This is a genomic window from Acinetobacter sp. YH12041, from assembly GCF_013419975.1.
Classification (GTDB): Bacteria; Pseudomonadota; Gammaproteobacteria; order Pseudomonadales; family Moraxellaceae; genus Acinetobacter.
On sequence record NZ_VOZC01000027.1, the window covers coordinates 1 to 13308 of the forward strand.

General features: G+C 42.0%; 16 protein-coding genes and 2 pseudogenes. 13 read left to right on the top strand and 5 right to left on the bottom strand.

Translation table 11 applies throughout. The annotated features are described in order from the left end of the window. Nucleotides 1-123 precede the first annotated feature (123 nt). The 5 genes and pseudogenes from FTU00_RS13955 to FTU00_RS13975 form a co-directional block, all read left to right on the top strand. A pseudogene (locus tag FTU00_RS13955) lies at nucleotides 124-471 on the top strand (peptidase M23); the annotation flags it as partial. 72 nt (nucleotides 472-543) lie between these two features. Then, nucleotides 544-954, top strand: coding sequence for a transposase family protein (locus FTU00_RS13960; protein WP_019837426.1), 411 nt, complete (start codon nucleotides 544-546; stop codon nucleotides 952-954). Beyond that, nucleotides 902-1372: an IS5/IS1182 family transposase gene (locus FTU00_RS13965; protein WP_039254797.1), complete on the top strand. Its 471-nt coding sequence runs from the start codon at nucleotides 902-904 to the stop codon at nucleotides 1370-1372. Before FTU00_RS13960 ends, FTU00_RS13965 begins: the two co-directional genes overlap by 53 nt. An 18-nt stretch (nucleotides 1373-1390) precedes the next feature. After that, nucleotides 1391-2695: pseudogene (locus FTU00_RS13970) on the top strand (M23 family metallopeptidase); the annotation flags it as partial. Nucleotides 2696-2706: 11 nt separating this feature from the next. Beyond that, a complete protein-coding gene (locus FTU00_RS13975) occupies nucleotides 2707-3396 on the top strand; it encodes a hypothetical protein (protein ID WP_180179920.1) in 690 nt (229 codons plus the stop codon). A gap of 53 nt (nucleotides 3397-3449) precedes the next feature. Here the strand turns inward: FTU00_RS13975 and FTU00_RS13980 are convergent, their stop codons facing one another. After that, nucleotides 3450-4370, bottom strand: coding sequence for a Dyp-type peroxidase (locus FTU00_RS13980; RefSeq protein WP_180179921.1), 921 nt, complete (start codon nucleotides 4368-4370; stop codon nucleotides 3450-3452). Between the two features lie 160 nt (nucleotides 4371-4530). Here FTU00_RS13980 and FTU00_RS13985 point away from each other — a divergent pair, with 160 nt between their 5' ends. Then, nucleotides 4531-5151, top strand: a complete 621-nt coding sequence (locus FTU00_RS13985) for a LysE family transporter (protein ID WP_125279444.1) — start codon at nucleotides 4531-4533, stop codon at nucleotides 5149-5151. Between the two features lie 39 nt (nucleotides 5152-5190). Here FTU00_RS13985 and FTU00_RS13990 read toward each other — a convergent pair whose 3' ends face one another. The 4 genes from FTU00_RS13990 to FTU00_RS14005 are packed head-to-tail and all read right to left on the bottom strand — an operon-like array spanning nucleotide 5191 to nucleotide 7730. Then, nucleotides 5191-5661, bottom strand: a complete 471-nt coding sequence (locus FTU00_RS13990) for a DUF523 domain-containing protein (RefSeq protein WP_180179922.1) — start codon at nucleotides 5659-5661, stop codon at nucleotides 5191-5193. Between the two features lie 3 nt (nucleotides 5662-5664). Beyond that, on the bottom strand, nucleotides 5665-6465 hold the full coding sequence (gene znuB / locus FTU00_RS13995; protein WP_180179923.1) for a zinc ABC transporter permease subunit ZnuB: 801 nt from the start codon (nucleotides 6463-6465) through the stop codon (nucleotides 5665-5667). Nucleotides 6466-6468: 3 nt separating this feature from the next. Then, nucleotides 6469-7251, bottom strand: a complete 783-nt coding sequence (gene znuC, locus FTU00_RS14000; protein ID WP_180015072.1) for a zinc ABC transporter ATP-binding protein ZnuC — start codon at nucleotides 7249-7251, stop codon at nucleotides 6469-6471. Then, on the bottom strand, nucleotides 7233-7730 hold the full coding sequence (locus FTU00_RS14005; RefSeq protein WP_005233384.1) for a transcriptional repressor: 498 nt from the start codon (nucleotides 7728-7730) through the stop codon (nucleotides 7233-7235). The genes znuC and FTU00_RS14005 overlap by 19 nt, the downstream gene beginning before the upstream one ends. 145 nt (nucleotides 7731-7875) lie before the next feature. On the opposite strand from FTU00_RS14005, the gene FTU00_RS14010 reads away from it, so the two are divergent. The 7 genes from FTU00_RS14010 to atpA all read left to right on the top strand — a co-directional run bounded on the left by FTU00_RS14010 (nucleotide 7876) and on the right by atpA (nucleotide 13242). After that, the gene (locus tag FTU00_RS14010; protein WP_180018508.1) at nucleotides 7876-8715 is read left to right on the top strand and encodes a metal ABC transporter solute-binding protein, Zn/Mn family; all 840 of its coding nucleotides are present in this window, start codon (nucleotides 7876-7878) and stop codon (nucleotides 8713-8715) included. Nucleotides 8716-8885: 170 nt separating this feature from the next. Then, the gene (locus FTU00_RS14015) at nucleotides 8886-9284 is read left to right on the top strand and encodes an ATP synthase subunit I (RefSeq protein WP_166139355.1); all 399 of its coding nucleotides are present in this window, start codon (nucleotides 8886-8888) and stop codon (nucleotides 9282-9284) included. Between the two features lie 104 nt (nucleotides 9285-9388). Next, nucleotides 9389-10264, top strand: a complete 876-nt coding sequence (gene atpB, locus FTU00_RS14020) for a F0F1 ATP synthase subunit A (RefSeq protein ID WP_004780701.1) — start codon at nucleotides 9389-9391, stop codon at nucleotides 10262-10264. A gap of 82 nt (nucleotides 10265-10346) precedes the next feature. After that, nucleotides 10347-10592, top strand: coding sequence for a F0F1 ATP synthase subunit C (gene atpE, locus FTU00_RS14025; RefSeq protein WP_000424060.1), 246 nt, complete (start codon nucleotides 10347-10349; stop codon nucleotides 10590-10592). 39 nt (nucleotides 10593-10631) lie between these two features. Continuing rightward, nucleotides 10632-11102, top strand: a complete 471-nt coding sequence (locus tag FTU00_RS14030) for a F0F1 ATP synthase subunit B (protein ID WP_004780703.1) — start codon at nucleotides 10632-10634, stop codon at nucleotides 11100-11102. Between the two features lie 12 nt (nucleotides 11103-11114). Further along, on the top strand, nucleotides 11115-11651 hold the full coding sequence (locus tag FTU00_RS14035) for a F0F1 ATP synthase subunit delta (protein WP_179992714.1): 537 nt from the start codon (nucleotides 11115-11117) through the stop codon (nucleotides 11649-11651). 46 nt (nucleotides 11652-11697) lie between these two features. Further along, a complete protein-coding gene (atpA, locus tag FTU00_RS14040; protein ID WP_180025424.1) occupies nucleotides 11698-13242 on the top strand; it encodes a F0F1 ATP synthase subunit alpha in 1545 nt (514 codons plus the stop codon). Nucleotides 13243-13308: the final 66 nt, after the last annotated feature.

Here is a 13308-nt window from a genome sequence, read left to right on the forward strand (position 1 = left end):
ATTACGCAAAATAATTCGGTACTATTAAACATCGGGACTAGAGTTTTAAGTTTTGTGTGGTAACTCAACTGATGGCTCTAGTCCTCTTATTTTTCAAGTCAATTTTTTATCCGCGATTCGGGTTATTATAAAAATATAAAAAGTAATTTTGATTTAATAGCTAATCATAAAACTTTACCAATAGGGAAAAAAGTTTTAAGGCTGACTTCAAGGCAAATGAAAGTCTCCGGCAGTCACTATCCTCAATCGGGTATAGTTCAACAGACAATAGAGGAAATCAAAAAATCCTTAAAAAATTTAGCAGATCCTATTGAAAAAGGGGTAAATGAAAAAATAGATACTAGTCAACCATCTATAATTTTACCTAAGCCAGTAAATAGCCAAAAAAGAACTGATTTAGGTAATAGTACCCATATAATTGCAAGCCAATTTACAGAAGAGAACTTCATACTCAATACAGTAAATAATAAATAGATCTCTTTCATAAATCAAAAAACGATCTTCTTTTTGGTTAATATTTGCACTCCGGATTTCTTGGCATTCATGCATAATCTGCGGATGAAATACATCGATTCAAACAAGCTTTCTGATCCTCAGTTCAAGCGATACACGGGCATCTCATGGTCAACCTTTGATTTAATGGTTGAGCAATTGAAGAAACATGTCCCTGCCAAAGGCAGACCGCCCAAGTTAAGCCTAGAGGATCAGGTTCTGCTCTGTCTAAGCTATTGGCGGGAATACCGAACCTTATTTCACGTTGCGACGAGCTACGGGGTTTCAGAGCCCACAGCCTCAAGAATTGTCCGTCATGTTGAAGACTGCCTGATTCGGTCCAATCTCTTTAATTTACCCAAAGATTTACCCGAGGGCGAAGGCATCGATTGGAATGTTGTGATCGTGGATGCCACAGAAATTCCAATCCAAAGGCCTAAAAAAACAGAAGAAAAGCTATAGCGGCAAGAAAAAGACCCACACTTTCAAAGTACAGGCCATCATTCATTATCAAACTCAAAAAATCCTGAGTTTATGTACGAGTCGTGGTGCCGTACATGATTTTGAACTCTTCAAACGTAACTTGAATCAGATTCCTGCAGGTGCATTTATCCTTGCGGATAAGGGTTATCAGGGAATTTATACAGTGTATCCAAATAGCTTGTTGCCATTAAAAGCAAAGAAGCGCTGTAAACTGGATTCCGAACTAAAAATCTATAATCAGGAAATCAATAAAAGAAGAATTGGAATTGAGCATGTATTTGGCAGTTTGAAAACCTTCAAAATTCTTGCTGAGCGATATCGCAATCGAGGCAAAAGACTAGCATTAAGATTCAATCTAATTGCTGGAATTTATAACTTGGAGCTGAGTGAAAAATGACTTATGAAAGAAATCTAATATAGAAAATTTGTTATAGACGCTTCGAAACGTCATGGATTTACTCCACATAGTCTAGCAGTTTTAATTCATGCTGAAGCTGCAAAAAAAAGTAATGGAGAATGGGATTCCAAAAGTTTTAATACCACTACAAATGCCGCAGGATTAACACAATTTCTTAAAGGTACTTGGCTTGAACTTTGTAAAAACCAAGAATCTTTAATAGGGCAATATGCTTCAAAAAATAAATATCTTACTGAGGAGCAACTTTTAAATCTTAGATTCAACTCTGAGTTTTCGATTGATGCAGCAGCTGCTTATGCAATTATAAATTTTAAATGGTCAAAACTACCTTATCAAAAATTAACAGAGCCGAGCTCAATAGCTAAATTTGCTTATCTATTACATCATGAAGGAGCTGGAGGTGCGAGGTCATTCATAAACAATAGTTTTTCCCCAGAAAGAGCAAAAATGTTATTGCTTGCACAATTTGGAAATAAGGGTAAACAAAATGCTTTAGATTATTTGAAAAGATATAACAACGATGCAAAAGTTGCTTATGGAATATGGCTAAGAGCATACATCGATGCACATATTAATATTTATGATTATGTATTGGATAAATCTAAAACTTCTGGAATAAATTTATCTTTAGATGAAACAATTAAAATTTTATTGGGGCAAACTTCTTCACCAACACCAACACCAACACCAACACCAACACCAACACCAACACCAACACCAACACCAACACCAACACCAACACCAAGTACCGAAATACAAGAAAATAAAATTGTTGGAGGCAGCGGAATGTGGGTAGATCCTTTAGCAATAAACCAGTTAAGAGTTGCCGGTCTAGCTAATGTAAAAAGTGCTACTTTTGGGAAAGTTAGAAATGGAGGTACTAGAAACCATCAAGGTATAGATTTAGCTGCTGATTCCGGTACAAATATTTTTGCGGTATGTAGTGGGGTTATTGCTATTGCAACAGATAGTGGAAAGGCATATGGCAAAATTATAGTATTAGAAGTAAACATTGATGACTTGCCTGAAAAGCAAAAAACTTATGCATCAAAAAATATTACAAACAGCCAATCAATTTATTTTTTTTATGCACATCTATCTACCATAGATGTTGAAAAAGGAGATGTTGTTGATGCTAAGACAATTTTAGGTAAAACAGGTTCTACTGGAAATGCGAGGGGAATGACTACTATATCGAAAGGGGGACATTTGCATTTCGAGGCAAGAAGTTCAGCATTGCTCGGTACAGGCTTGCAAGGAAGATTTGACCCTATTCCTTTTTTTATAACCAAATTGATTTAGGCACTTAAAATATGAAAATACTTAAATCTATAGTAATAATTAGCAGTAGCTTCTTTTCACTATTATGTCACGCAAAAAATATAGATTGGAATGATTACCAGCAAAGTGCTACCCAAATTAAAGAACCAGTTTTATTTCTGGATCAATTTGGTAGATTCTCTCAATTAAATAAAAATTTAAAATTAAGTTTAGTTGATTATGGGGATAAAAACAAAAAATATTCTGGTGGAGATTACATTCTTAAGAGTTATGGCGTCGAAGTTTTAAATAATCAAAAAAATTATATTTTATATCAAGGTACTGTGCCTTTAAAATCAACTGTAGATTTAAAAATACTTTATCAAGATAAAAAAATAGTTGCCTTTCGGATAAGGGAATTTAGTGAATTAGATTATGTGAAAAGACCTTATAAAAAATTTATATCTAACTTTTTTATATATAATAAGTTATCAAATTTAGTTATTGAAGCTCCAGTAGTAAATTCTTCATCTGCTAATTTAGAAAGTGATTACGGGAGTATATTGGCTGGTGATAATTTTTCTTATATTAAAGAAGAGAAAAAATATTTATATAATGCCAATATTAGGGAAAGTAACAGGAAAATTAATGACTATAAATTGATTTTAGATTCAGATTTAAAGTGCTTAACATTTACTCTAGGGTGTGAAAATATTAATTATAGAAATTTTCTTAAAAAATAATTTTTTAGATTGCTACATTATGGAGAATGTAGCAATCACCGACCTTATAAATTTTACCCTTCCAAAACCTCTTCCAGTAACTCCTCACTTGGTGCAAAGTAATACGCACCATCCATTGGAGTCACGAAGTGTAGCAAGCGGTCATGGATCCCATCGCCTGATGTACCAAACATGCGCACTAACATGGCATCAATGATTTTCAGGTCTTTGGTATAAGCAATGAAGAATAGACCTTGGTCACCACGACCATCTCCATAAGGCAGAGAGTGACGTAGAATTTCCATTTCCTCGCCTCCCTCATCTTCAACGACAGTACGAGCGATATGTGCATTGGCAGGTTTTACCTCATCATCGAGTTCAATCGATTCAAGTTTGGTACGACCCATCACTTGTTCTTGAGCATCGACTTTGAGTTTTTTCCATTTATCCAAGTTATGGGCATAACGCTGCGCAAAAATGAATGAACCGTCTTGGAAAATGCCAGCATCTTCACCCAGTAAAGCCACTTCAGCTCGATCATCCGGGAATTGCGGATTTTCAGTCCCATCGATGAAACCGGTAATATCACGGCCATCAAAGTAACGGAAGCAAACACGCTCATCTAGTACTTCAACCTGATCGCGAATACCTTCAAAGAAAGACTGACTCAAGGCGAAACAGATATCAGCACGCGCACTGGCAATATGAATCAGTACATCAGCGGGAACCACAGGCATATTAAATGAACCTTGAATTGGCTCTAATTGTTTAAAACCAGCAGGTGCCTGTTCATACAATTTTGACCAGAGTTCAGGACCAAAAGCGACAGCCGTTTTAATTTGCGCATTCGGATGTTGGGTAATCAGGCGATCGCGTGTCGTAAATAGCTGTTTTAATCGTTCCTTAAAATCTTCGATACTGAGATTTTTCAGACGTAAAACAATAAAGCGAGCATGATCTGAAGGTAATGGCAAAATTACAGATTGGGCTGTCATTCATGGCTCCTGTAATAAATTTTCTGTATCCAATCCTGCTATTGTGCCTGAAGCGCTATAGAGTGAATAGTATGCAGTCTGATGTTTAAGCAATTTTTTTGGCTGAAAATATTGGAAAAGTCATATAATTAGATCCTGAATTTGAATGAGTTAAATCTCTATGTCCTATCAAGTCTGGTTTGCTTATATGTTAGCCTGTTGGGTGATCAGTATTTCCCCAGGTGCGGGTGCTATTGCTTCAATGTCGAGCGGACTGAATTATGGCTTTCGACATGGATACTGGAATGCGCTCGGCCTGCAACTCGCCCTATTGGTTCAAATTGCCATTGTGGCTGCCGGGGCAGGGGTATTGTTTGCGACTACACCTTGGGCATTTCTTGCAGTGAAATGGTTTGGGGTTGCCTATTTATTGTATCTGGCCTTTTTGCAGTGGAAAGCACCAGCGCAGTCGATTGAAATTAAACATGAACTCGCACGAAAATCAGCTGGGAAACTCGTCATTCACGGTTTTCTGGTCAATATGAGTAATCCCAAGGCAATTGTATTTTTGCTGGCAGTATTACCGCAATTTCTGGACTTATCTAAACCGCAATGGATTCAGTATGTGATTATGGCCGCGACTATGGTAACGATTGATCTGATTGTGATGGCAGGTTATACCGGTCTGGCTGCCAAGGTTCTGCGTCTTCTGAAATCGCCAAAACAGCAGAAAGTCATGAATCGAACTTTTGCCAGCTTGTTCGCTGGAGCTGCGTTTTTATTGAGTTTGGTGCATCAGTAGGGAAACCTCTCCTTAAAGGAGAGGAAATTTAACGATCTCTTAAAGAATCATCTGTAAAAATTCATCTTCAGTCATGACCTCCATACCATGCTGTTTAAGTAATGCTGCTGTGACCCCATCACCTTGAATTTTATTTCCAGTAAATGAACCATCATAAATCAGCTTGCTGCTACAAGAAGGGCTATGGGCTTTGAGGATGGCATGTGTCGCTTGAAATCTTTGGGCAAGATCTAAAGCGGCATAGGCGCCTTTGATAAAGGCATCGGAAACATCTGTACCATTTATATCTATAACATGAGCTTGGTACAGCAGCACCTCTCGACCATCGCCAGATTGAATCTCTGCTGCGGGTCGAGGTATAGGCAAACCACCACTGACTTCAGGGCAAATTGTGACATATTGATCTGGTAGCAAATGATCGACCAACTCTTTTACCAGACAGTCGCGACCATCATAACGGACCTTGTGTCCGAGTAAGCAGGCACTGATCAGATAAAATTTGCCTGCCATGTCTTAAGCCAGTTTTTTAAACTTCTGCAGGATAAAAATAGCGGCAAACAACACTGACATGGTCAGCACAATGGTCAGACCTGTTGACGTATTTAGACCTGCACTTGACCAGAGTCCGACTGTCACACCAATTTGTGCAATCACAAAAGCCCACATCACCATTTGACGAGGGGAATTTGCCAGTAGGCGAGCGGTGAGTGCTGGAATCACTAGTAAGGCACCCATCAAAAGAGAACCGACCGCACGTAATGCCAATACAGTAAACAGCGCCAGTAACAACATGAAGATCAGACGCTGCAGTTTTGCATTTACGCCTTCACTGATCGCCATATCAGGATCAATTGCAATTTGGATTTGCGCCTGCCAGCTTTTATAAAGAACGGCCAAAGCCAAGATAATCACGACGGCAAAAGTAGGAAGATCTGTCCATGAGATAGTGAGTAGATCACCAAATAAATAGCTAAGCAGTTCCGGTCTTAAACTCGGTAAATGCTGAATGAATAACAGGCCTGAACAGAGCAGGGTGGCGGAACAGAGTGCCAACAATGCATCATTCGGCAAGCGTGGATCATATAATACCCAGAGTACAGCGACCAGCAAGATAGCGATAAAGCTGACACCCATCCAGAGTGGCAGGCTCATCGCACCGGCAATGGCAACACCGAGCAAAGTACCATGTGCCATCGTATCTGCAAAGAAAGACATACGACGCCACAGCATCAGACAGCCGAGTGGTGCGGTCAGGAACACCAAGAGTGTTCCCATAATCCATGCAGGTAATAGGAGAGATAACCAATCCATCATGGCTTAAGCTTCCGGCTCGGGGTGAATGTGGGGGCGTGAATCGTGCTGACAAGGTGTCGCGGAGTCACCATGGGCACAGTGATCATGATGATGCTGGTAGAATACCCGGTTAGTACCGAAGATGGCCTGATATTCTGGATGCTGCTGCACACTTTCTGGCAGGCCGCTACAACAGATATGCTTATTCAGACAAACCACGCGATGCGTGCCTTGCATCACCCATTGCAGGTCATGCGAGACCATTAAAATGGCACAGCCATATTTTTCCGGCAGGCTACGCACATATTCATACAGTTCAGCCTCAGACTGAATATCTAGACCCTGCATCGGTTCATCCAGTACTAGAATATCCGGCTGACGTAATAAGGCGCGAGCCAACAACACACGTTGACGTTCACCGCCGGAAAGCTGTTGTACTTTAGAATTTTCCAGTTTGGCAATGCCGGTATCACGGATGATTTCTGCCTTAATATCCGCAGGGCATTTTTCTAGAGCTAACAGGTCTTTGACACGTAGTGGCAGACTATGTGAAGGATTGAATTTCTGTGGCACATAAGAGAATTTTAGCTTGCGCGCCGTTTTGATTTCACCGGATTTCGGTTTGACGATCCCAAGCATGACCTTTATTAAGGTCGACTTACCGGCACCGTTCGGACCAATCAGCGTAACAATCTCTTTCTCCTGCAAAGAGAAATCAATGGCCTTTAAAATGTCACGATCATCAATATTGACCCAGATCTTGGAAAGCTGGATCAAGGGAGATGCATTCAAGCTTTGTTGCGACACTGCTGACAGATTCCTGAAATTTCGATAATGCTGTGGTGTGCACTAAAATCGTCTGAAGCCGCCAAGGCATCCAGTTGTTCTAATAAACCTTGTGCAGATGCTTCTTTTACGGCTTTACATTCAGTACAAATCAAGAATGCCGCCTGATGACCTTCACGCGGATGGCAGCAGGGAATATAGGCATTAATAGAGGTCAGGCGGTGAATAAAGCCTTTTTCTAATAAAAAGTCGAGTGTACGGTACACGGTCGGTGGGGCAGCGGGACGGTCGCTGGCATTTTTCATTTGTGCCAGCAGGTCATACGCACCCATCGGGCCGCTTGCATTCAGAATCAGTTCCAGTACCTCTTTGCGTAAAGGAGTGAGGCGTGCGCCACTTGCCGCACAAAGACTCTCTGCTTCGGCCAGACGTTGCGCGACATTTGGATGGTCGTGTACGCCGTGCAATGCATTGTGGTGTTCGTGCGAACATGAACCCATAGTTCACCTCAGGTGCGAAACTGAAAATTAAAAGATTTCAAATCTTAACATGAAGCGCCCAGAGTTTCGATTGGGCATAGGTATTTTTGTAATTTTGTTATATTATAACAATATCAAATTTGTTCTTATATAGCGATTTCTCTTCATGTTCCGTTTCCTTGCCCTGTGTAGCTTGGCTTTGTTCAGTACCCTTAGCTGGTCGCAAAGTCTGGTGGTTTCAACGCAGCCGATTTATCTGATTGCCAAGACCATTACTCAAGGCGTGGAACAGCCGACTTTATTACTGGCCAATCAAAGCGGTCATGATGTCAGCCTCACCCCGGCACACCGTAAAACGATTCAGGATGCCGGCCTGGTGATCTGGTTGGGGCAGGCACATGAAGCACCGTTGGCAAAAGTGTTGAACAATAACAATAAAAGTATCGCGATTTTAGATTCGGGTATTCTGACCACTTTGCCAATGCGTAATCCACGTGGGCAAGTCTTAAAAGATACCGTCGATACTCATGTTTGGCTCGATCCCAATAATGCAGTACGTATCGGTTTCTTTATTGCAGCCTTACGTTCTCAGCAGCTGCCTGAGCATCGGGAAGCCTATTGGAAAAATGCGCGTGACTTTGCCCAAACCATGTTTTTGACTGCACAGCGTTATAGTTCTACAAGTAAAGCTCAACCTTATTGGTCCTACCATGATGCCTATCAATATCTGGAACGCCCATTGAACCTGAAGTTCATGGGGGCTTTGACTGATGATCCACATGTGTCACCAACCGTGGCGCAGATCAAGTATCTGCAAGAAAGTCGTGTGCAGAGCAAAATGTGTCTGCTGGCAGAAGCACATGCCGGAGAAAATCAGTACCGTAAACTGAAACCGATTGTGTTCCAGAGTGTCGATGAAAGCATGAGTGGGGCAGGGGACTTTATCCAGGCCTGGCAGAAATTGGCCGAGCAAACCCGTAAATGTGTGTTAAATGCCCATCAATGATTTAAAAATAATCAAGTTTTGATTAGTTTGCCAGCATTTGATCTGTTGAAAAAAACACGACTAAGGTCGGGAAAAGATTGCATGTTCAGGGGTGTAACTCTATAATGCCTGCGATTAAAAATAATCATCAGCTAAACTTGTCAAGCATGCTTGCTGTGAGTGAATAAATAATGAGCCGAACTAGTCGCTTGATTGACCGACGATTAGCGAAAGCTTTAGTCCTCTTACAAGCATTAATGATTCCTGTTTCAGCCTTGATTGGCTGGGTCGTGAAAGACTCAACCGTAGCCTTGAGTGCCGCTTTGGGGGCGTTCGTCTGCTGGCTTGCGAGTTGTTATTTTTCATGGCAATCATTTCGAGCGGCAGGAGCCCGGGCATCTAAGCAGGTTCTTTCGAACATGTATAAAGGCTTGATGGGCAAGTTTGCAATTGTGATTGTTGGTTTCATTTTAATTTTAAGCAATGTCAAGCCGTTATCCCCGGTTGCGTTGTTTTGTGGTTTTATGCTCGTTCAAGCCATGTCGTGGGTCGCTCCTTTTTGGGTGTCACGTCTACAAAAACGAGTTTAAACACAACAAAAAATTGAAAAGTTTTTTTAGGAGCAGGCGAGATATCAAGCAGCACGCGATATTCGTTTGTTCTATAGTTTTTTGACATTGACCAGGTGTGATTTATGGCTGCTGAAGAACATGCCCTTACTTCGACCGAGTATATCAAGCATCACTTGACCAATATGACCTATGGCAAAATGCCAGACGGTACATGGAAATTGGCCGAGAATGGTGCTGAAGCTCAACAGATGGGGTTCACTGCTATTCACTTGGATTCAATGGGTTGGTCAATCGGCCTTGGTATCATTTTCTGCTTGTTATTCTGGTTAGTAGCGAAAGCTGCAAACTCTGGTGTTCCTACCAAGTTCCAGTCTGCAATCGAAATGATTATCGAGTTTGTTGACTCAAGTGTACGCGATACCTTCCATGGTAAATCGCGTTTGATCGCTCCACTAGCGCTAACCATCTTCGTGTGGATTTTCCTCATGAACTTGATGGACCTTATCCCGGTTGACTGGATTCCTTATGTCGCTCAACACGTGATTGGTGGCCTGTTTGGTATTGATCCACACCACGTATACTTCAAGATCGTTCCATCTACTGACCCTAACATTACCCTTGGTATGTCATTGTCTGTATTTGCACTTATCTTGTTCTACAGCATCCGTGAAAAAGGTGTTGGCGGCTTCGTTGGTGAACTAGCACTTAACCCATTTAACCCAAGTAACCCAGTTGCAAAAGCGATCCTTATTCCAGTGAACTTGATTCTGGAATTGGTAACCTTCCTTGCACGTCCAGTTTCATTGGCTCTACGACTATTCGGTAACATGTATGCGGGTGAGTTAATCTTCATTCTTATCGCGTTATTACCGTTCTGGATCCAGTGGGCGTTATCTGTGCCTTGGGCGATCTTCCACATTCTTGTTATTACGCTACAAGCATTCATTTTCATGATGCTGACTATCGTATACTTGAGCATGGCAAGCGAAAAGCATTAATGGTATTGCCTAACTGTCACGGGATGGTTGGGCACAATTTTTTAACTTAATTTGGTATAAACCTAACCTCTGAGGAATTATCATGGAACTCACTTTAGGTCTAGTTGCAATTGCATCTGCTATCTTGATCGCTTTCGGTGCTTTAGGTACTGCGATTGGTTTTGGTCTTCTAGGCGGCCGTTTCCTTGAAGCTGTAGCTCGTCAACCAGAATTGGCTCCACAACTTCAAACTCGTATGTTCTTAATCGCGGGTCTTCTTGATGCTGTGCCTATGATCGGTGTTGGTATTGGCTTGTTCTTCATCTTCGCTAATCCATTTGTAGGTTAATCAGCTTAATTCCGAAATTCACTATTTGAGGAATTTGCAATGAATATCAACCTCACATTGTTTGGCCAAGCGATTGCGTTTGCGATTTTCGTCGCATTCTGCATGAAGTTTGTATGGCCACCACTAATCAATGCGATTAGTGAACGTCAGCGTAAAATCGCTGATGGCTTAAACGCTGCTGAAAAAGCGAAGGCTGACCTTGCAGATGCGCAAGCACAAGTGAAAGCTGAACTGGACGCGGCAAAAGCACAAGCGGCTCAATTGATCGAACAAGCGAACCGTCGTGCAGCGCAATTGGTCGAAGAAGCTCGTACCCAAGCGTCAGCTGAAGGTGAGCGTATTCGTCAACAAGCTAAAGAAGCTGTTGATACTGAAATCAATGCTGCTCGCGAAGAATTACGTCAACAAGTGGCTGCTCTTGCAGTTGCTGGTGCTGAGAAAATTCTTAGCCAGCAAGTTGACGCAGAAGCTCACAATGCCATGCTGACTCAGCTGGCTGCTAAACTTTAAGAGAGGCGGATTATGGCTGAACTCTTGACGTTGGCACGCCCTTACGCTAAAGCAGCATTTGCTTACGCTTCTGAGCAAGGTGCAACTGACAATTGGTCAACAGCACTTAACTTGCTCAGTGCTGCGGTGCAAGACGAAGCATTTTCAGCTTATCTAAATCGCCCTGAGTTGACACCTGCTGAGCAGGTGGCACTTTTTGCTAAAGTTTTAGGCGAAGACCAAACGCCTGCAGTGTCAAACTTTTTGACTATGCTTGCTGAAAACGCACGTTTGGCTTTGCTTCCTGAAATCGCTGCAGAATATGAACAGCTCAAATCACAGAATAACAATACTGTGGATGTTGTAATTGAATCAGCATTCCCGTTGACTTCTGTACAGGAACAACTTCTTACTCATGCGTTAGAGAAAAAATTCAATGCAGCAGTAAACGTTTCTGTAGAAGTTAACCCGGCATTAATCGCGGGTGTGGTTATTCGTGCAGGCGACCAAGTGATAGATGATTCTGCGCTTAATAAGCTTGAAAAAATGCGTACTCGTCTTCTAGCTTAATTGCATATAAGAAGACTGAACTTTAAAAAGATTGAGGTATAGCGCAATGCAACAACTGAATCCATCCGAGATCAGTGCGCTCATTAAACAGCGTATCGGCGATCTGGACACCAGCGCGACCGCTAAAAACGAAGGTACCATTGTTATGGTATCCGACGGTATTGTGCGCATTCACGGCCTTGCTGATGCAATGTACGGTGAAATGATCGAATTCGACGGCGGCTTATACGGTATGGCACTGAACCTAGAACAGGATTCAGTGGGCGTCGTTGTTTTAGGTAACTACTTAAACCTTCAAGAAGGTCAAAAAGCTCGTTGTACAGGTCGTGTATTAGAAGTTCCGGTTGGTCCTGAACTTCTTGGCCGTGTCGTAGACGCTTTGGGTAACCCGATTGATGGTAAAGGCCCTATTGATGCAAAACTGACTGATGCTGTTGAAAAAGTAGCACCAGGCGTAATTTGGCGTCAATCAGTGGATCAACCTGTACAAACTGGTTATAAATCAGTAGATACAATGATCCCAGTAGGCCGTGGTCAACGTGAGTTGATCATTGGTGACCGTCAGACTGGTAAAACAGCTATGGCGATCGACGCGATCATCGCTCAGAAAAACTCTGGCATTAAATGTATCTACGTTGCAGTTGGTCAAAAACAATCAACTATTGCAAACGTAGTACGTAAGCTGGAAGAAACTGGCGCTATGGCGTATACAACTGTTGTAGCAGCAGCTGCAGCCGATCCAGCAGCAATGCTGTTCTTGGCTCCATACTCTGGCTGTACAATGGGTGAATACTTCCGTGACCGCGGTGAAGACGCTCTGATCATCTATGATGACTTGTCTAAACAAGCTGTTGCTTACCGTCAAATTTCATTGCTTCTTCGTCGTCCACCAGGTCGTGAAGCTTATCCAGGTGACGTGTTCTATCTACATTCACGTTTACTTGAACGTGCTTCTCGTGTATCTGCTGACTACGTTGAGAAATTCACTAACGGTGAAGTTAAAGGCCAAACTGGTTCATTAACTGCATTGCCGATTATTGAAACTCAAGCAGGTGACGTATCTGCATTCGTACCAACCAACGTAATTTCGATTACTGACGGTCAGATCTTCCTTGAAACATCATTGTTCAACGCGGGTATCCGTCCTGCTGTGAACGCGGGTATCTCTGTATCTCGTGTTGGTGGTTCTGCGCAGACTAAAGTCATCAAGAAATTGTCTGGTGGTATCCGTACTGCACTTGCACAGTACCGTGAATTGGCAGCGTTTGCTCAGTTCGCTTCTGACCTTGACGAAGCAACTCGTAAACAGCTTGAACACGGTCAACGCGTAACTGAGCTTATGAAGCAAAAACAATATGCTCCATACTCAATCGCTGACCAAGCTGTATCAGTTTATGCATCTAACGAAGGCTACATGGCTGACGTAGAAGTGAAGAAAATCGTAGACTTTGACGCTGCGTTAATTGCTTACTTCCGTTCAGAACACGCTGCGTTAATGCAAAAAATTGACGAGACTGGTGCTTGGGATAAAGATATCGAAGCTGAATTCAAAGCTGGTATTGAAAAGTTCAAAGCGACTCAAACTTACTAATTTAGCAACTTGCTAATTAGTGTTGGTTTGGTTCACGGAATCAACCTTCGAGGGCTCGAAAGGGCC